Genomic DNA, 18,208 nt, shown 5'->3' with positions numbered 1-18,208 from the left:
CGCCGGGGGACGAGCGGCCGAGCGAGGGCTTCAGCTCGTGCCGGAGGAGATCAGCGACAGACGCAGCTGGCCTGCCGTCGAAGGTCGACGTGCAGGCGAGAGGTCAGGAACCACCGTCGCGGAACTGGCATAGCGACTCAAAATAACCACTCGAACGAGGGAAAAAGTCCCGAAGGTGCCCGTTCTGTGCCGCGCTTCACCCCGATGTCGGCATCGCACTGCGCGGCAAGTCCCAGTTTTAGTCCAAACCGAGCCATGATCATGTCCGAAATGTCGGCTCAGTTATGACTAAAACTGGGATTTCAGCCGGACGTGGTGGGGGCTACGTGGTGCGGGCTACCGGGTGGGGTGGTTCCAGAGGTGGGTGATGGTGAGGCCGAGGTCGGAGAGGAGCCTCCGGGTGAGGGGGAGGCTGATGCCGAGGACGCTCGACGGGTCGCCGTCGACGCCCTCGATGAACCACCCGCCGAAGCCCTCCAGCGTGAAACCGCCCGCCACGTGCAGCGGCTCGCCGGTGGCGACGTACGCGTCGATCTCGGCCTCGGTCGGAGCGCCGAAGCGGACCGTCGTGCTCAGATGACCTGCGGTCCGGTCGGTGACGGCGCCGTCGCGCAGCCGCAGGACCGCGTGCCCGGTGAGCAGCTCACCGCTGGTGCCCGAGTTCTGCGCCCACCGCTGGGCCGCGACCTCCGGCGTCCCGGGCTTGCCGACGATCTCCCCGCCCGCCATCAGCAGCATCGAGTCGCACCCGACGATCACCGCATCGGGCTCGGAGCCGGTGAGCTCGGCCGCGACCGCCTCGGCCTTGGCCTGCGCCAGCGCGGTGACCAGCTCAGCGGGCGCGGGGTCGGTCAGCGACGCGGTCACCGCGTCCTCGTCCACGCCCGAGACCTTCACCAGCGGGTCGATCCCGGCCGAGCGGAGCACGGACAGCCGGGCGGGCGAGGCGGAAGCAAGCACGAAGCGCACGCGCCAGATCGTATGTCCTGGCCGCGTCGCCCCACGCGCGACCGCACCGCCACCTCTCAGCAGCGGTGCCGCCGCGACCCGGAGCGGCCCCTTAGGCTGAGCGGGTGAGCACCGAGGTTCTGCTGGACGGGGACCGGCTGCGGCGGCGGCTGGTCGATGAGGGTCCGTACACCGCGCTGGACGTGGTCGCCGTGACCGGCTCCACCAACTCCGACCTGGTCGCCGAGGCCGGTCGGGGCGCCGCTGACCGCACGGTGCTGATCGCCGAGGAGCAGAGCGCCGGCCGGGGGAGGATGCAGCGGGAGTGGATCTCCCCGCGCGGTTCGGGGCTGTTCGTGAGCGTGCTGCTGCGTCCCGGGGTGCCGCCGTCGGCGGTGGCCTGGATGCCGCTGATCGCCGGGATCGCCCTCGCCGAGACCGTCGAGCGGACCACCGGCGTGCCCGCGGGCCTGAAGTGGCCCAACGATCTGCTGCTCGGCGCTGGTGACGACTGGAGCAAGGGCGCCGGAATCCTCTCCGAGGCGCTGGCCGGGCCGGACGGGATGGCGCTGGTCCTGGGCATGGGCGTCAACATCGGGCAGCAGCGCGAGGAACTCCCCACCGGGGCGGGCGGACTGCCCGCGACCTCGCTGGCCGCCGAAGGCGCGACCGTGGACCGCGAGGAGTTCGCGGCGGACCTGCTCGCCGCCCTCGCCGAGGCCGAGGGGCGGTGGCGCGACGCGGGAGGTGACGTGGTGTCCACCGGGCTGCTCGACCGCTACCGCGAGCGATGCCGGACGCTGGGCCAGCGGGTTCGCGTCGAGCTCGGCGGTGATGCCGACCTGCACGGGGTGGCCACCGACATCGATTCCTCCGGCAGGCTCGTGGTCGCCGCCGATGACGGCGAACCCACGGCGGTGTCGGCGGGCGACGTGGTGCACGTCCGCAGGAGCTGAGGGTCCTTCACGCCCGGGTGCGGCCGGTAACGTGGGTTCGCGGACCGGTTTCGAGTCTGAGGAAGGGGAACCGTGGCCTACCCAGACGGCCTGCTCAGCGAGGACGAGAGCGTCGTCGTGCACAAGCACCCGCACTGGAAGATGCTGCTCGGCCCGGTTCTCGTGCTGTTCGTCGTGGTCGGAGGCGCTTCCTACCTGGCTGCCCTGGTGGCGACCACGCCGTGGCGGCTGCCGGTGTGGATCGCGCTGGGCGTCGTCGGTCTGCTGGTGATCTTCTGGTTCACCCTCGCTCCGGTGTCCCGCTGGCGTACCACCCACTTCGTGATCACCACGCACCGGTTGATGGTCCGGGAGGGCGTCTTCACCAGGTCCGGGATCGACATCCCGATGTGGCGGATCAACTCGGTGCGCTTCCGGCGCGGAGTGGTGGACCGCGTCTTCGGGTGCGGCACGCTGGTGATCGAGTCCGCTTCCGACGAGCCTCTGGAATTCGACGACATCCCGCAGGTGGAGCAGGTGCACTCGCTGCTCTACCGAGGGGTGGACGACAACGCCGAACGGACGCAGGAGAGCTGATGGGACCACGTGAACTGGGCTTGCCGATGCCGGTCGCCTCGCCGGAACCGGGGCAGCTGCCCGGAGAGGTGACGATCTGGGAGGTCGGCGCGCGGGACGGCCTGCAGAACGAGAAGGAGATCGTTCCGCTCGAGGTCAAGCTGGAGTTCCTGCGGCGGCTGGCCGACGCGGGCCTGGTCGTGCTGGAGGCGACCAGCTTCGTGCACCCCAAGTGGGTCCCGCAGCTGGCCGACGCCGCCGAGCTCCTCGACGGTCTCGACCAGGCGCCGGGCGCGCGGTACCCGGTGCTGGTGCCCAACGCGCGCGGCCTGGACCGGGCGCTGGAGGCGAAGGTCCGCGACATCGCGATCTTCGCCGCGGCTTCGGAGACGTTCGCGCAGCGCAACCTCAACAGCGGTCTCGACGAGCAGTTCGGCATGTTCGAGCCGGTGGTGACGCGCGCCGTGAGCGAGGGGATCGCCGTGCGCGGATACCTGTCGATGTGCTTCGGCGACCCGTGGGAAGGTCCCGTCGCGATCGAGCAGGTCGTGGCAGCCGGGAAGCGCCTGCTGGACATGGGCTGCCACCAGCTCTCGCTCGGCGACACCATCGGGGTGGCCACCCCGGGGCACGTGGAGTCCCTGCTGCGCGCGTTCGTCGCCGCCGGGGTCGGCGTGGACCGGCTGGCGGTGCACTTCCACGACACCTACGGCCAGGCGCTGTCCAACACCCTGACCGCGCTCCGCCACGGGGTGTCCACAGTGGATTCGTCGGCGGGCGGTCTGGGCGGTTGCCCGTACGCCAAGTCGGCGACCGGCAACCTCGCCACCGAGGACCTGATCTGGATGCTCGAAGGCCTCGGCATCCAGCACGGGGTCGACCTCGGCAAGCTCGTCGAGACCAGCGTCTGGATGGCCGAGCAGCTCGGCCGCCCGAGCCCTTCGCGCGTGGTCAAGGCGCTGGGTTCATGACCGCACCCGACCCGGTCCTGCGCAGCGCGCAGGACCGGCCGGTGCTGGTCTGGCGGTGCGCGCGACCCTGGCTGGCGATCTCCTCCGCGCCCCGCGGCGGCGGCATCGGCCCGCGGAACTGGGTGTTCAACGCGACCGTGATGACCGACTACGACCACCCCGATCCGACGGCGCACGCCGGTGAGATGGCCGCGGGGCTCGGGTTGTCCGGTGCGGGGGTCGGCCTGCTCACCGCCGTGGACGTGCGCCACGAGGTCACCGCCACCGACGGGGGCGTCCGGGCGAGCGTGACCACCGGAGCCAACGCGCCCGTCTGGGCCGCCGCGCCCGCCGGGGAGCGGGCGTGGGCTCCGGGCACGATCAACGCGGTCTGCTGGTCACCGGTGCGGCTCAGCGAAGCGGCGCTGGTGAACGCGGTCGCGACGGTCGCCGAGGCGAAAGCCCAAGCCCTGCTGGAATCCGGCGTCGCGGGCACCGGAACGGTCACCGACGCCACCGCGATCCTCTGCCCCGTCGACGGGGACGAAGAGCTCTACGGCGGGCCCCGATCGCGCGTCGGGGCGTCGCTGGCGCGCGCCGTCCACGCGGCGGTCACCGCGGGGTTGCGCGTCGAGACCGCGCGCCACGATCCGATGTGAGCCGGTCAGTCCTGCTCGCGGGTTCCGAACAGGCCGACGAAGCTGAACCGCAGGACGCGCTCGTCACCTCGGTCGGCGGTGCCGGTGATCTCCACTAGACCGAGGTTCGGCTTGCTGCGGGAACGGCGCTGGCTCGTGATCTCCACGCCGAACCGCAGCACGTCGCCGGGGAAGACCGGGGCCATCCAGGTCAGCTCGTTGCCGCCGGGCGAGCCCTGCGACGTCGAGTCGGCCAGCACGTGATCGACGTAGGCGCGCATCCACAGCGACGCGGTGAACCACCCGGACGCGCACAGCCCGCCCAGCACCGAGTTGCGCCCGGCCTCCTCGTCGAGGTGGAACGGCTGCGGGTCGAAGCGGGCGTTGAACGCCAGCATCTCCTCGCGGTCGATCTCGGTCTTGCCCAGATCGAACGTCCGCCCCGGCGTGAGGTCCTCGTACGCGATGGTGGCCATGACGCCATCTTCGCAGCTCCCAGGTTCGGACGGCGTTGAGAGGGTCCTCACAGGAGGCTGCGCCGCTCCGGGATTTCGGCGAATTTGGTCGTCGGGTTGGTGAAAACTGCGGGCCCGCGTGGAACCATCGAACCATCGGTGCGCACCACGAGGGCACCGTCCACCGGCGGAAGGGGAGGCGAGGGCAATGCCAACCGACCACCGAACCCGGGTGGACGACCTCGTGGCGGCTCACCGGCGGAACCGGGAGGGGCACCGCGCCGCGCCGCTCGCGGCCGCAGGTCCGGAACCGGTGCCGCACAACGCTTCGCGGTGGAGAGCGCGCTCCGATGCCGGCCGGTCGCAGCAGGGGCGGGTGCGGTGATGAGCGGTAGCGACGCCGAGCCGCCGGTGCGGGACGCCGAGGAAGCTCTGCACGACACCGGTAGCGCCTCAGCTCATGCGCTGAAGGCCGAAGCCGGTGCTGGGATCGACGATGTGGAATGTGGTGTGGGGGAAGCAGTCGGGGGAGCGCAGGACACCGTCCGCGCCGCGGTTCCGGAAGGCGGTTTCGGCGCTCCCGCCGATCCGCGCGGTCCGGGATGGCAGCCGGGGCTCGCCGATGCCGGGACCGGGCCGATCCCGGTGACCGGCTCCGGTCGGCCGCCGGGCGAGGCACCCAGCACCGCTCCGCACGCCGCGTTGTCGGCGCCGCGGGGCCCGCAACGACCACCGGCTCCAGCAGCGGGTTTCCACGCGCACGCCGGGCAACCGGGCGGCTACACCGCGACACCGCCAGGACCGGGCCGGGGTCCGGCCGGGTTCGGTCAGGTGCCGCCGGTCAACCGGGGGCAACGCGGTGCGAACCCGCCGCCGAACCAACCGGTGCCGCGCGGAGCGCTCCGCCCGCTGGCGCAGTCCTCGTCCGGTCACCCCGGGCCCGTCGCCCCGGAACCGCAGCAACGGCCGCTGCGCCACGGTCCGCGCAACGCCGACGTGGTGGCGTTCGTGCTGCACCAGTTCCCCATCGGCTACATGCCGGTCGCCGCGGATCAGGCGAGCCGGCAGCTCTCCCCGCACGAGACGCCCGACAACGGCGTGAACCTCCCACCGCAGGAGCACCCGGACGCGGGTCTGATCGCCGACACCGATGCGGTGCGGCGCGCCCAGTCCACCGCGGTGTACGAGGACGCTCGGCGCAACCGCGCCGAACGCGCCGAGCCCGGCCGCCTCCCGGAAGAACTGCTCGACGGGCACGACCCGCTCGGCGAGCTCGGCGAAATCGACTGGGAACGGCGCTACGAGATCGGCGAAGCCGATCGGCTCGCGCACCGCTGGCCGCCGCCGGAACCGGGTGAGTCGGCGGTGCTGGAACCGGACACGGTGATCGACCTCCTCGGCTCCGGTGCGGGAAGGCTCTTCTGGGCCGACGCAACACCTTTCGCGCACCGATCGCTCCCGCCCGCGCACGCCGCGCGGGAGCACCGGCGCTACCGGCTGCTGCGCCCGCTGCCGGTGTGGCGGTCCGTGGCCGCGCCGTGGTTCGAGCAGCCCGGCGGCGGTGTTCGCTACCGCACCACCCACCCCGCCCACGACCTCGTCGGACTCGGCTACCTGGTGGAGCTGACCAAGGCGAGAGAGCTGTCGGAGGCCTCCACGCTGCGCCTGGTGCTCAGCGGGACCACCGACGGCGAACAACCCCCCGAACCGGACGAGCACGATCGGCAACAGGAGAGCACGCGGTGAACGGCGAATCGGTACTCGGCTGGTTGATCGCGATGGGGGTGCCGGAGGGGCTGATCTCCATCGGTGCCGAAGCCGACGATGCCTGGTGCCTGCTGCGCACCGAGACCGAGAGCGGGCCCGCCTGGGAGGTCTTCTGGCGCGAGCAGGGCAACCGCTACGACTGGGCGGGCTTCAGCGACGAGCAGGTCGCGTGCTTCTACCTCTTCGGGCGGCTCACCTGGACGCAAGCCCTGCGCGGCGTCGTGGGCCCGGTCGACGCGACCAGCACACCACCCCGAGGAACCCCAACACCCCGCTAGACCCCTGTTCCGGCGGCATCTGAGTAGTGCTACTGATGTCCGATCCAGGAGGCGCCTGGATCATGTCGGCATGTCGCAACCGCACCAGGGGGACACCCTTCAACTAGTCGCAGGCGAGCTGACCGCCATCGGGCAGCGCCTGTCGTACCTGGGCAGCGTGCTGCAGACCGAGGCGGTCACCCGCCCCCAGGCCGCTCCCGCGCAGCCGCAGGCCGAGCAACCGGCGGCGGTGGGCGCGGAGCAGCCGCCCACACCTGCGGAGCCGGTCCAGGCCGCCCCGCAGCCGGTGGCCGAGCCTCGTCGCCGGATCCGCGCGAACCTCGAACCGAGTCAAGTGCTGGCCTGGGTCGGTGGCGGGGTGACCTTGCTCGGCGTGGTGTTCCTGCTGGTCCTCGCCGTGCAGCAGGACTGGATCGGCCCGGCCGCGCGGATCGCGGGTGGGGCCGCGCTCGCCGCCCTGCTGATCGCCGCCGGCTGGTGGGTCCACCGCAAGGCCGCCGAGCAGCGCGTCGCGTCGATCTCGCTGGCCACCACCGGTTTCGCCGCGCTGTTCCTCGACGTCGTCGCCGCGACCGCGCTCTACGGGTTCCTCCCGGCCCCCGCGGGACTGGGCTTGGGCCTGGTCGTCGCGATCGGTGGCCTGGCGCTCGCGGATCGCTGGCAGGCGCAGCCGCTGGCGGTCGGAGTCGTGCTCGGTTCCGCGATCTGCGCGCCGATGATCACCCAGGGGGCCGATGCGTTGCTGATCGGCTTCGTGGTGCTGCTCCAGGTCGCCGCCGCTCCGGTCCAGGTGCGCCGCGGCTGGGGCGGGCTCGCGCTGGCCGCGGGCATCCCCTCCGTGCTGGCCGCGCTGATCGGTGCGTTCTGGGGCCTGGCCTACCCGAACCCGGTGCTGGTGCCCACGATCCTGGCCGCCGCGGTGCTGGGCGTGATCATCGCCGCCGTCACCGCGGGCTTCCGGCCCGCAGCCGAGCGCACCGCCATCGGCCTGCTCGTCGCCGCGCCGACCCCGTCGTTCCTGGCCGGACCGATGCTGCTGGAACGCGCCGAGGCCACCGCGACCGGCGTCGGCATGGCGCTGCTGCTGGCCGCGATCTGGGCGGTCGGCCGCTACCTCCCGGCCTTCGCCGACTGGCTGCCGGGACGCTTCCTGGCCGCCGTCGGCGCGATGGCCGTGGTGGCCACCGGGCAGGCGACGATCACCGCGCTGGACGCCTCCAGCTGGGCGACCGGCCTGCTGTGCGAGGCGCTGCTGCTGACCGTGGCCGGTCACCTGCTGCGGCGCGGCGGGATCCTGCTGGGCGCGGGCTGCTACGCGGTGTTCGGGTTCTTCCTGGCGCTGGGCAACGAGGTTCCCCTCGGCGCGCTGCTGTGGTTCGACGAGGGCACCGGCGTCGCCGGGCTGATCGCGGGTCTGCTGATCACCGTGGTCGCGGTCGCGCTGCCCACCGCGGGCGTGCGGATCGGCAAGGTCGGCAGCCTGCCCGCGTCGCTGCCGCTGTGGGCCTCCGCCGCGCTGGCGCTGCTCTACGGGACCGCGAGCGCCACGATGGCGGCCTGCCTGCTGGTCGGCGAATCGCGCGGGGCGTTCCTCACCGGGCACATCCTGATCACCCTGTGCTGGGTGGTCTTCGCGATCGCGCTGCTGCTGCGCGGGGTCCAGGTGCGGCACCTGCGCATCGGCGGTCTGGTGCTGACGGCCGTGTCGCTGGCGAAGCTGCTCCTGTTCGACCTGGCCACCCTCGACGGCTTCGCCCGGGTGATCGCCTTCCTCTGCGCGGGCCTCATCCTGCTCGCAGCGGGGGTCGGCTACGCGAAACTCCTCACCCGCCAAGCAGAACCGTCGGCGTAGGGCAGCGGGTCACAGTGCCAGCAGGTCCAGCGCTTCCTGGTGCAGGTGCCCGTTGGTGGACAGGGCGTTCCCGCCGTCGAAGCGCGGGACCCCGGAGAGGTCGGTGAACCTCCCGCCGGCCTCCTCCACCAGCACCTGCGCCGCCGCCACGTCCCACGGGTTGACGATCGGCTCCGCGGCGATGTCGATAGCGCCCTCGGCGACCAGGCAGTGGTGCCAGAAGTCGCCGAAGGCCCGGTTCTCCCAGCAGGCGTCGATCAGCCGCAGGTAGGACTCCCGCGAGTGGTGCTCCACCCAGGTGCCCAGGTGGGTGGTCGACACGTAGGCGTCGGCGGTGTCGCGCACCCCGGACACCGAGATCCGCTCGGGTTCGCCGTCGCCGGTCCGGCACCACGCGCCGGCACCGGCAGCGGCCCACCAGCGCTTGCCCAGGGCCGGAGCGCTGATCATGCCGACCACCGGGCGCTGCTGGTCGACCAGCGCGATCAGGGTGGCCCAGGCGGGAACCCCGCGCAGGAAGTTCTTGGTCCCGTCGATCGGGTCGAGCACCCAGGCCCGGCCGTCGCCCGTCGTGCCCCCGCGCTCCTCACCGGCGACGACGTCACCGGGCCGGTGCTCGGCGAGCACGTCGCGCACGGCGTCCTCGACGGCCAGGTCGGCGTCGGTCACCGGCGTGCGGTCGGGTTTGCGGTCGACGCCGAGATCGCGGGCGCGGAAGCGCGCCGTGGTGATCGAGTCGGCAACATCGGCCAGCTGCTGGGCGAGCTCGAGATCGCTGGTCACGACCGCAGACCCTAGTCCGTCGCCCTGGGCGACCCGGCCCAGGGCGTCGGCCCCGGTCCGGGAGCCGTGCCCCGGCGACCGCGGTGAACAGGAATTTCCCAGCGCGTGGTGAAGGTTTCGGCTGATGTTCGCGGCCCGGTCTCCGGCATCCGGCGGCCCAGGCGGGGCACGAGCTCTCGCGGGCCCTCTAGTGTGGGAGGCGTGAGCGTGGTGTTGCTGGCAGAAGATGATCCGGCCATCGCTGTGCCGCTGTCCCGGGCGCTGCAACGCGAGGGCTACGCCGTGAAGGTGATCGAAGATGGCCCGTCGACGCTGCACACAGCCTCCGAGGGCGGTATTGACCTGCTGGTCCTCGATCTGGGTCTGCCGGAGATGGACGGGCTGGAGGTGTGCCGCAGGCTGCGGGCGCAGGGGCGCGGGCTTCCCGTCCTGATGCTCACCGCGCGGACCGACGAGGTCGACTTCGTGGTGGGGCTCGACGCCGGGGCCGACGACTACGTGGCCAAGCCGTTCCGCCTCGCCGAGCTGATGGCCCGCATCCGCGCGCTGCTGCGCCGAGGTGCTCCCGAGACGGTGGAGGCCTCGGGTGTGCGCCTGGACCTGACGGCTCGCCGGGTCCTGGTCAACGAGCACGAGGTGCAGCTGGCGAACAAGGAGTACGAGCTGCTGCGGGTGCTGATGCAGCACGCGGGCCAGGTCGTGACCCGCGAGGAGATCCTCGAAGAGGTCTGGCCGGAGTCCGACCGCAAGGGCAGCAAGACCCTCGACATGCACATCTCGTGGCTGCGCCGGAAGCTCAGCGACAGCAACGGCCGGCTCGACGAGACCCGCATCGCCACCGTCCGGGGTGTCGGTTTCCGCTTCAACTCGGACTGAGGGGTTCGCGAAGTGACCTGCGCAGCAACCTTCCCGGCCGAGTTCTAGGCCGGCGTCGATGCGTCGTCGGATCCTGCAGGCCACGCTGCTCGCGGTGGCCGTGACCGCGGTCGTGCTGGGCCTCCCGCTGGGCTTCAGCGCGCTCAAGCTCGTCCAGGACCTCACCGGTGCGGACATGTCGACGCGCGCGCAGCAGATCGCCACGCTGCTCGACGAGCAGGTCGCCAACCAGCGCCCGATCGACCTCAACGCGGTGCGGCTGGCGGTGCCGCGCGGAGCCAGGCTGGTGGTGCGGACCCAGGCCCACGATTACGTCTACGGCCCCGATCCCGGTGAGAATCCGCTGGTGGACAGCGTGCCGATGGTGCAGAGCGGCACGGTGACCATCGCGGCGCCCAGCGCCCCGGTGCGCACCCAGCAGCTCCAGGTCGCCGGTCTGGTGCTGATGCTGGTGATCCTGTCCGCGGGCACGGGCATGATCGTCGCCTCGGTGACCGCCCGGCGGCTCGCCGATCCGCTCCGGCACGTCGCCTCGCGCGCCGCGCGGCTCGGGGCGGGCGACTTCCGCGCCGATCCGCAGCGCCACCAGGTTCCCGAGCTGGACCGGGTCGCCGACGCCCTGGACGCCTCGGGTGCGGCCCTGTCCCAGCTGGTGCAGCGCGAGCGCGAGCTGGTCGGCGACGTCTCGCACCAGCTGCGCAGCCGCTTGACCGCGTTGCAGCTGCGGCTGGAGGCGCTCGCGGCGGTCGACGACGCCGACGTCTCGGAGGAGGCCCGCGCCGCGCTGGAACAGGCCGAGCGGCTCTCGGCGGTGCTCGACGACCTGCTCGCGGCGGCGACGGCCGCCCGCGCCCGCGACGCCGAGCCCCTGGACGTGACCGACCTGCTCAACGAGGTCGCCGACGAGTGGCGGGAGCCGTTGCGGGCCCAGGGCCGGACGTTGCGGCTCAAGGTCGCCGACGAACTCCTCGCGCGGGCGACCCCGGCGCGGTTGCGCGAAGCGATCGGCGTGCTGCTGGACAACGCCCTGCGGCACGGCGAAGGCCCGGTCACGCTCACCGCCCGGCACGGCGGGGGCACGGTGCTCATCGAGGTGTCGGACGCCGGATCCGGAGTGCCGGACGAACTGGTCCCGCACGTCTTCGAGCGCGGGTTCTCCGGCCACGGCTCCACCGGTGTCGGGCTGGCGCTGGCCCGGGCGCTGGTGGAAGCGGACGGCGGTCGGCTGGAGCTCAGCCAGGCCCGCCCGGCGATGTTCGAGGTGTTCCTCCGGGTCGCGCGCGCCGACGACGTGCTGGGCCTGCCGTGGAAACCGGAGCCCACGCCCCGCTGAGCTCAGCGGGCCAGCGCGCGGGCGTCGTGCGGGACGTCCTGGTCGTGATCGGTGGGGAAGACCCACTTGCGGAACGCCCACCAGCGGAACGCCATGCCCAGCAGCAGGCCGACGATCTGACCCGCGGTGAAGTCGGCGAGCTCCTCGATCAACCTGCTGGTGTAGGGCGTCTGCAGGTGCAGCATGTAGCGCGAGACCCACAGCGGCGCGGAGTACAACCCGACCCCGATGCCGCTGATGATGAAGTACAGCGTCGCCTCGTGGTGCCTGCGGTGACCGCCGCGGGTGCGGAACGACCAGTCCCTGTTGAGCACGTAGGACACCAGGGTCGCCACCAGCACCGCGATGACCTTCGACGTCACGGGTTTCGGCGAGAGGATGGTCAGCTTCAGCGCGTAGAAGATGCCCGTGTCGATGAAGAACGTGATCGCGCCGACGACTCCGAACTTGAGCAGCTCGCGATGCCGCAACGCGAGAGCTCGGTACGCCTGCGGGACTCGCTCGAGCACCGAATCTGCAACGGACACGCCCCGAGTCTACGGAGTGGCCCGGATCGCCGAGGCGGGACCGGAGTACGTCATCTCACTTCTCGCGACCCGCTCTGGCCGTGATCGCCACGGCGGGAGCGGGCCGCGAGAGGGGGTCAGGACCCCGAGGACGTCGTGCTCGGAGCCGTGGTCGTCGACGAGGTCGGCGGGGCCGTCGTCGACGGGGGAGCCGTACTGGTCGTGCTCGGCGGCGTCGTGCTCGTCGTCGGCGGAGCCGTCGTGGTCGATCCCGTCGTCGGCGGAGCGGTCGTCGGCGGGGCGGTCGTGGTCGTGGGCGGCTGCGGAACCGTCGTCGGCGAGGGCTCCTGCGGCGGCACCGGCCGCTCGGGCGACGGCGGGCGGCAGTGCGGGTCGTCGTGCTCCCACGGGCGGTCGTGCCCGTTGCCGTGCCCGGGCGGCCACGGTTCGCCGGTGTGGCCCGGCGGCCACCACGGCGGGCAGTCCGGGCGCGTGCTGGTCGTCGTCGACGTGGTCGTGCTCGTCGTCGGAGGCAGCGTCGGCGCCGGCGGGTTCGGCGGAACCGGAGGCCACCACGGTGCCCAGACCCGCAGCGGCACGGCCTGCTGATCGGTCGCCTCACCGAGCTTCGCGGTGATCGGCAACCACGTGCGGTGCTGCTGACGGCCCTCGACGACCAGTGCTTCGGGGCCGTGCACCGGCCACCACGGCCATCCGGGGTGGTCGGTCTCGCCGGAGACCCACAGCTCCCGGTAGAAGCCCTCGCGCGGCGCGAGATCGTCCTGGACGCAGGTCACGGCCTGCTCCGTCGCGGTGCAACCGGCCGGGACGAAGTCGGCTTCGACGCCGTCGGGCAGCTCCGCCACCACTTCGGCGCGGCCGGTGCTGGTGCCGGTGTTGCGCACGCCGATCGCGACGCGGCTGACGTCCATCCAGGGCTGGTCCCACGCCCAGGCGTGCAGATCGACGCCGTCGATCGGTTTCGGCGGTTCCGGCGCGGGCGGGGGCGCGACGATCACCGGGACGGCGGGCAAGCGCAGGTCGATCTCGGAACCGGCGTTGACGTTCACGGCGATCTCACCGCCGGTCGCGGATTCGTCGGCCCGCACCAGGTAGTCGAAGACCATCGATTCACCGGGCCGCAGACCGCGATCGGTGCTGCAGGTGATCGTGCCGGTCCGGCCGTCGCAGCTGACCGACGGCGCCCCGGCGGCCTGCGCGCGCAGCGATCGCGGCGAGGCGCTCTGCGGCGACGTGCTCGCCGGTGCGTTCTGCGGCGTCGCGCTCTGCGGCGACGTGCTCGCGGGACCCGGCACCGAGGCCGGCAGCTGCGCGGTGACGCCCTGCGGCAGGGCCATCGTCGAGGTGACGGGCATCGAGGGACCGCTGCCGCCGTTGGTCACCCGGATCGGCACCGACACGGGTGCGCCACCGGCGACCAGCTGCAACGGCTGCGCCGGGCCGGTCGCGTTGATCGACGGGGTCACCGCGGCCGGCGGCGCGGGCACCGGAGCAGGAGCGGGTGGTGCGGCAGGCGCGGGCGCTGCCGGAGGCGGTGCTGGCGCGGGCGGTGGTGCGGCCGGAGGTGCCGGCGGTGCCGGCGGCGGTGGCGCGGCGGGTTCTGCGGCCGGTGGTGGCGCGGGTGCCTGCGCGACCGGGATCGTCTGGTCCGTTCCCGAGGTCATGGCCACCGCGATCGCCGCGGCGAGCACCGCGGTCGCGACTCCGGCGGTCGCCGCCTGCCGGGGGCCCGCGCTGGCGGCCTCACCAGCGGCGGCTCCGGTTCCGGCACCGCCGGCGGCACCACCGGCGACCAGCGCTCCGGCGGCGGTGCCGCCGGAGGAGATCGAGGCGAGGTAGCCGGTGGCGGTGACGCCCAGGACGAGCGGCGCGATGATCACGCGCAGGCCGCCGTTGACGTCGGCCAGCTCCGCGGCCAGCGCCCGGCACCGGTCGCAGGTGTCCAGGTGGGTCTCGACCTGCGCGGTCTCCCGCTTGGACAACCCGTCCCGCGTCCACGCCCCGAGCCGGTCGACCGCCGCGCGGCACTGCTGGACGCTGTCGCCGGACGCTTCCAGCTGTCCGAGGTGCACCTGCAGGTAGGCCTGCCGGAGCCCTTCCCTGGCCCGGTAGGCGAGAGCGGAGACGCCGTTGGGCGTCAGCCCGAGCAGCGGCGCGATCTCGGCGGGCGACTGCCCTTCGATCTCGATGTGCCAGAGGACGGTCTGCCAGCGTTCCGGGAGCCGGGCGAACGCCTGCGCGGCCAGCGTGCGCTCCAACCCGGCGACGGCGGTGTCGTTGAACGGCACGCTGACGTCGGCGCCGGAGACCTCGGCGACGTCGTCGGCCAGCTGCACCTTGCGCTCCCGGCGAGTCCGGTCGTACGCGGCGTGCCGCAGCGAGGTCAGCAGGTAGGCGCGGAAGGCGCTGGTGGGTCCCCGTCCTTCGCGCAGCGCGTCGAGGACCTTGGCGAACGCCTCGGACACCAGGTCGTCGGCCTCGGCCGCGGACTTGGCGACCTGGCGGGCCATGTTGTAGGCCGCCGCGACGTGGCGCTCGTAGAGCTCGCCGTACGCCTGCGACGAACCCCCGCGCACCTGCTCCAGCAGCTCACCGTCGCTGGGGTTCTGGACTTCTGCCGGGACAGTCGCCACGCCGCACCTTCCTCCCCGAAGGGGCATGTCCTAGTCAGTACTCATACCGGGCGGTTCGACCGGAGAAAACCACCCGCTGTGGAATTCATCGATCATTGTGATCCGAATCGTATTGGCAAAGCCAGCGAGTCCACCGTCATGGGCGACCGACTGCTCCGTCTCATCGACGAACAGCCCATTGGGGAGGGACGTGGAGCATGCGGATCCGGTCACTGAGGTGTGACTCGTCGATGGCGCCGACGCTGCGGCGGGCGGTGCGCTCCCGCTGGCGGACGGCGAGCCTCGCAGCGGGATGGCCGTTCCCGGGGGATTGGGAGGTGCCCGCGGTCGATGCCGTGTGCGCCGCCGTCGTGTCGGGCGATGACCTGTCGGATTCGCTGGCGGAGCTGGGGGCTTCGCGCGCCGAGTCCGGGGTCGGGCTCGCCGGAACCCTGCAGGACCTCGCCGCGCTGCACGCCGTGGCGGGCGAGGACTCCGACGGGCTCGTCTCGGCGGACCCGGACGCGGTGCCCGCCTCGCTGATCCGCATCGCCGCGCTGGGATGGGCGGACGCGGTGAGCGGCATGTCGGTCGGGCGCGAGGTCGAGGACCCGCTGACCGGGCTCAACACCGCCGGCTACCTGCGCACTCGGCTGCACGAGGTCTACCGGGAGGCGAGTTCCAGGGGCTCCACGGCGGACGAGGACTACGCGCTGACCACCGTGGTGCTGGGCGTGTCGACCGACGGCTATCCGCGGATGGTCGCGATGGTGCTGATCGCCGACGTGCTGCGCGCGGTCTTCGACTCCGGGGAGACCTCCGCGCTGCTGCGCGCGGCCACCGCGGCGGTGCTCGCGCCGCGCACGCCGCAGCTGTCGGCCCGGTGCCAGCAAGCGCGCTGGATGATCGAGCACCGCTTGGCGGCGGATCCCGCGCTGCGCGACTGCGGCCAGATCCGGGTCCAGCAGGAGGCGCTGCCGGAGGACCACGCGGAAGCGTGCCGCTTGCTGGCCTCGCTGTGATCGCCGCCCGCGGGCTGCCCCTGATCGCTGTGAAACAGGTCGCGCTCACCCCTCCCGATGCAGGTGTGAGGGGTGAGTCACCTTAGGCTGAACGGGTGGACCAGCGCACCGGAACCCCAGTAGTCGGAATGATCGGCGGTGGCCAGCTCGCCCGGATGACGCACCAGGCGGCCATTCCGCTCGGGCAGTCGCTGAAGGTGCTGGCCAACTCCGCTGACGAGTCCGCGGCTCTCGTGGCCTCGAACGTCGAGTTCGGGCACCACACCGACCTGGACGCCCTGAAGACCTTCGCCCAGGGCTGCGACGTGGTCACCTTCGACCACGAGCACGTGCCCGGCGACCACCTGCGGGCGCTGGAGGCGGCCGGGGTGTCGGTCCAGCCGCGCCCGGACGCGCTGCTGCACGCGCAGGACAAGCTGGTGATGCGCCGCGCGCTCGCCGAGCTCGGTCAGCCGGTGCCGCCGTTCGCCGAGATCACCTCGGTCGACGACGTGCTCGCGTTCGGTGCCGAGCACGGCTTCCCGTGCGTGCTCAAGACCGCGCGCGGCGGCTACGACGGTCGCGGCGTGTGGATGCTCGACGACGCCGGGGAAGCCGAGCGCACCGTCACCGAGCTCCTCGACGGCGGTGCCGCGCTGCTGGCCGAGCAGCGGGTCCCGCTGCGCCGGGAGCTCGCCGCGCTGGTCGCCCGCTCTCCGTTCGGGCAGGGCGCGGTGTGGCCGCTGGTGGAGACGGTGCAGGAGGACGGCATCTGCGTGCAGGTGCTGGCCCCGGCCCCCGACGCCTCTCCGGAACTGATCGAGCAGGCGCAGAACATCGCCCTGGGCGTCGCCGAATCCCTCGGCGTCACCGGCGTGCTCGCGGTGGAGCTGTTCGAGACCGACGACGGCTTGGTGATCAACGAGCTCGCGATGCGCCCGCACAACTCCGGGCACTGGACCATCGAGGGATCCCGCACCTCGCAGTTCGAGCAGCACCTGCGCGCGGTGCTGGACTACCCGCTGGGCAGCACCGAGCAGACCGCGCCCGCGGTGGTGATGGCGAACCTGCTGGGCGCCGAGGCCGAACCCGCGATGAGCGTCGACGAGCGGATGCACCACCTGTTCGCCCGCTACCCGCACGCCAAGGTCCACCTCTACGGCAAGAGCGAGCGTCCCGGCCGGAAGTTGGGGCACATCACCGTTCTCGGCGACGACATGGCCGAGGTCCGCGAGCAGGCGCGGCTCGCCGCGCACTGGCTGTCCGCGGGCGAATGGCTCGACGGCCACGAGATCCACTGACGTACACCAGGTTTCGAGATTCCCGGAGGTTTTCGGCGTGACTGAGCAGCCGCTCGTCGGCGTGATCATGGGCAGCGACTCCGATTGGCCGGTGATGCAGGCCGCCGGTGACGCGCTCACCGAGTTCGGCGTGCCGTTCGAGGTGGGCGTCTACTCCGCGCACCGCACGCCGCAGCGGATGCTGGACTACGCCCGCGAGGCCGCTGACCGGGGGATCCGCGTGATCATCGCCGGTGCGGGCGGTGCCGCTCACCTGCCGGGCATGGTCGCCTCGGCCACGGTGCTGCCGGTCATCGGCGTGCCGGTGCCGCTCAAGCACCTGGACGGCATGGACTCGCTGCTGTCGATCGTGCAGATGCCCGCGGGCGTCCCGGTCGCCGCGGTCTCCGTCGGCGGCGCCCGCAACGCCGGTCTCCTGGCGGTGCGCACCCTGGCGGCGGACTCCGGCGAGCTGGGCACCCGCCTGCGCGCTCAGATGGCCCGGTTCCAAGCGGATCTCGAAACCATGGTCCTGAACAAGCACGCGGCGCTGCAGGACAAGGCCGGCACCGACACCCCCTGACGCGACGCCTTCGCGACCGTCAGCCGAGCTGGTTGGTCATGACGGCCTCGTGAGCGGTGCCGATCGGTCCGCGGACGTCGTAGAGGCGGGCGTTGGCGACGCCGATCCCGGTGAGCTGGACGTCGCGCCGCATCTCCATGCCGAGCCATTCGCCCTCCATCTCGCGGTGCAGGTAGAGCGAGACGTCGGTGTTGATCCAGGGCCCGAACAGCTCGCCGACCGGGCTGGCGGCGCTGATCGCGTCGGCGAGGATGGCCACGTGCGAGAGCGGGCTGAGCCGTTCGCCGGGCAGCAGCGGGAGCGGCATCCGCATCCACGCGCGGCTCGTCGCGGAGGCCGACTGGTCGGCGAGCCATCGCACCTGCATGACGTCGTGCACGCCCCAGCGGAGCCCGAGCTCCGGCGGGAGCAGCGTGCGGTCCTCCAGGCCGTCGGGGCCGTCGAACGGCACCGGGTCGTCTGCGGCAGGACCGTCGAGAGCGGAGCGCCGCAGCAGGTGAGCGGTGGCGTTGGTGTGCAGCCGGCCGTCGATGTGCAGGCCGGCCCGCAGCACGGTGAGCCGTTTGCCGGTGCGCAGCGGCTGCACGTCGATCGACAGCGGGACCCGCGGCACCGGGCGCATCAGGTCCACCGTGAGTCGTGCGACGAACAGGTCCGGGTCGTCGTTGGCCGCTTCGACGGCGCGGGCGATCAGCCCCGCGACCGGCCCGCCGCCGGTGAGCTCGCCCCAGGGATTCCCCGATGCCTCGTTCGGCACGAAGAACTCGCCTTCGGTCCGGAAGAGCGACTCGGCATCACGCATCCATCGAGGTTA

Annotated in this window: 19 protein-coding genes; 12 read left to right on the top strand and 7 right to left on the bottom strand. The window is 72.5% G+C overall.

What is annotated here, in order from left to right; genetic code table 11:
- Positions 1 to 50: 50 nt before the first annotated feature.
- Entirely contained in the window at positions 51 to 131 is an 81-nt protein-coding gene (locus FHU35_RS30475; protein WP_425474185.1) for a putative leader peptide, read from the bottom strand.
- Between the two features lie 205 nt (positions 132 to 336).
- Positions 337 to 969, bottom strand: coding sequence for a Maf family protein (locus tag FHU35_RS25065; protein ID WP_145744059.1), 633 nt, complete (start codon positions 967 to 969; stop codon positions 337 to 339).
- 104 nt (positions 970 to 1,073) lie between these two features.
- Here FHU35_RS25065 and FHU35_RS25060 point away from each other — a divergent pair, with 104 nt between their 5' ends.
- The 4 genes from FHU35_RS25060 (at position 1,074) to FHU35_RS25045 (ending at position 4,068) form a co-directional block, all read left to right on the top strand.
- Positions 1,074 to 1,904: a biotin--[acetyl-CoA-carboxylase] ligase gene (locus tag FHU35_RS25060; protein WP_145744057.1), complete on the top strand. Its 831-nt coding sequence runs from the start codon at positions 1,074 to 1,076 to the stop codon at positions 1,902 to 1,904.
- 72 nt (positions 1,905 to 1,976) lie between these two features.
- Entirely contained in the window at positions 1,977 to 2,480 is a 504-nt protein-coding gene (locus FHU35_RS25055) for a PH domain-containing protein (protein ID WP_145744055.1), read from the top strand.
- Entirely contained in the window at positions 2,480 to 3,430 is a 951-nt protein-coding gene (locus FHU35_RS25050) for a hydroxymethylglutaryl-CoA lyase (RefSeq protein WP_145744053.1), read from the top strand. The genes FHU35_RS25055 and FHU35_RS25050 overlap by 1 nt, the downstream gene beginning before the upstream one ends.
- The gene (locus tag FHU35_RS25045) at positions 3,427 to 4,068 is read left to right on the top strand and encodes an adenosylcobinamide amidohydrolase (protein ID WP_145744051.1); all 642 of its coding nucleotides are present in this window, start codon (positions 3,427 to 3,429) and stop codon (positions 4,066 to 4,068) included. Before FHU35_RS25050 ends, FHU35_RS25045 begins: the two co-directional genes overlap by 4 nt.
- A gap of 5 nt (positions 4,069 to 4,073) precedes the next feature.
- Here FHU35_RS25045 and FHU35_RS25040 read toward each other — a convergent pair whose 3' ends face one another.
- The gene (locus tag FHU35_RS25040) at positions 4,074 to 4,523 is read right to left on the bottom strand and encodes a MaoC family dehydratase (RefSeq protein WP_145744049.1); all 450 of its coding nucleotides are present in this window, start codon (positions 4,521 to 4,523) and stop codon (positions 4,074 to 4,076) included.
- Between the two features lie 363 nt (positions 4,524 to 4,886).
- On the opposite strand from FHU35_RS25040, the gene FHU35_RS25035 reads away from it, so the two are divergent.
- From FHU35_RS25035 to FHU35_RS25025, 3 genes are all read left to right on the top strand, one after another.
- Complete coding sequence (locus FHU35_RS25035) at positions 4,887 to 6,248, top strand: glycohydrolase toxin TNT-related protein (protein WP_145744047.1); 1,362 nt, start codon at positions 4,887 to 4,889, stop codon at positions 6,246 to 6,248.
- Positions 6,245 to 6,547 carry a hypothetical protein gene (locus FHU35_RS25030; protein ID WP_145744045.1) on the top strand — a complete coding sequence of 101 codons (303 nt, stop codon included), beginning with the start codon at positions 6,245 to 6,247 and terminating at the stop codon, positions 6,545 to 6,547. The genes FHU35_RS25035 and FHU35_RS25030 overlap by 4 nt, the downstream gene beginning before the upstream one ends.
- A gap of 70 nt (positions 6,548 to 6,617) precedes the next feature.
- Complete coding sequence (locus tag FHU35_RS25025) at positions 6,618 to 8,399, top strand: DUF2339 domain-containing protein (RefSeq protein WP_145744043.1); 1,782 nt, start codon at positions 6,618 to 6,620, stop codon at positions 8,397 to 8,399.
- A 9-nt stretch (positions 8,400 to 8,408) separates the two neighbouring features.
- On the opposite strand, the gene hisN is transcribed toward FHU35_RS25025, so the two are convergent.
- On the bottom strand, positions 8,409 to 9,182 hold the full coding sequence (hisN, locus tag FHU35_RS25020; protein WP_145744041.1) for a histidinol-phosphatase: 774 nt from the start codon (positions 9,180 to 9,182) through the stop codon (positions 8,409 to 8,411).
- 201 nt (positions 9,183 to 9,383) lie between these two features.
- Here hisN and FHU35_RS25015 point away from each other — a divergent pair, with 201 nt between their 5' ends.
- Together FHU35_RS25015 and FHU35_RS25010 are read left to right on the top strand one after the other, a co-directional pair.
- Positions 9,384 to 10,058 (top strand): response regulator transcription factor, encoded by a 675-nt coding sequence (locus FHU35_RS25015; RefSeq protein ID WP_145744039.1) that lies wholly within the window; start codon positions 9,384 to 9,386, stop codon positions 10,056 to 10,058.
- Between the two features lie 58 nt (positions 10,059 to 10,116).
- A complete protein-coding gene (locus FHU35_RS25010; protein WP_145744037.1) occupies positions 10,117 to 11,391 on the top strand; it encodes an ATP-binding protein in 1,275 nt (424 codons plus the stop codon).
- Positions 11,392 to 11,393: 2 nt separating this feature from the next.
- Here the strand turns inward: FHU35_RS25010 and FHU35_RS25005 are convergent, their stop codons facing one another.
- Positions 11,394 to 11,918: a GtrA family protein gene (locus FHU35_RS25005; protein WP_145744034.1), complete on the bottom strand. Its 525-nt coding sequence runs from the start codon at positions 11,916 to 11,918 to the stop codon at positions 11,394 to 11,396.
- Between the two features lie 116 nt (positions 11,919 to 12,034).
- On the bottom strand, positions 12,035 to 14,551 hold the full coding sequence (locus FHU35_RS30235) for a sigma-70 family RNA polymerase sigma factor (RefSeq protein WP_281290270.1): 2,517 nt from the start codon (positions 14,549 to 14,551) through the stop codon (positions 12,035 to 12,037).
- Between the two features lie 230 nt (positions 14,552 to 14,781).
- Here FHU35_RS30235 and FHU35_RS24995 point away from each other — a divergent pair, with 230 nt between their 5' ends.
- The 3 genes from FHU35_RS24995 to purE all read left to right on the top strand — a co-directional run bounded on the left by FHU35_RS24995 (position 14,782) and on the right by purE (position 17,394).
- Entirely contained in the window at positions 14,782 to 15,552 is a 771-nt protein-coding gene (locus FHU35_RS24995; protein ID WP_246110561.1) for a hypothetical protein, read from the top strand.
- 95 nt (positions 15,553 to 15,647) lie between these two features.
- Positions 15,648 to 16,832, top strand: coding sequence for a 5-(carboxyamino)imidazole ribonucleotide synthase (locus FHU35_RS24990; RefSeq protein WP_145744032.1), 1,185 nt, complete (start codon positions 15,648 to 15,650; stop codon positions 16,830 to 16,832).
- 67 nt (positions 16,833 to 16,899) lie between these two features.
- A complete protein-coding gene (purE, locus tag FHU35_RS24985) occupies positions 16,900 to 17,394 on the top strand; it encodes a 5-(carboxyamino)imidazole ribonucleotide mutase (protein ID WP_145744641.1) in 495 nt (164 codons plus the stop codon).
- A 19-nt stretch (positions 17,395 to 17,413) separates the two neighbouring features.
- Here purE and FHU35_RS24980 read toward each other — a convergent pair whose 3' ends face one another.
- A complete protein-coding gene (locus FHU35_RS24980; protein WP_145744030.1) occupies positions 17,414 to 18,196 on the bottom strand; it encodes a thioesterase family protein in 783 nt (260 codons plus the stop codon).
- Between the last annotated feature and the right edge of the window lie 12 nt (positions 18,197 to 18,208).

Source organism: Saccharopolyspora dendranthemae, from assembly GCF_007829955.1.
GTDB lineage: Bacteria > Actinomycetota > Actinomycetes > Mycobacteriales > Pseudonocardiaceae > Saccharopolyspora > Saccharopolyspora dendranthemae.
Note: the sequence above shows the minus strand (reverse complement) of the source record. Positions and strands in the feature narration are given on the sequence as shown.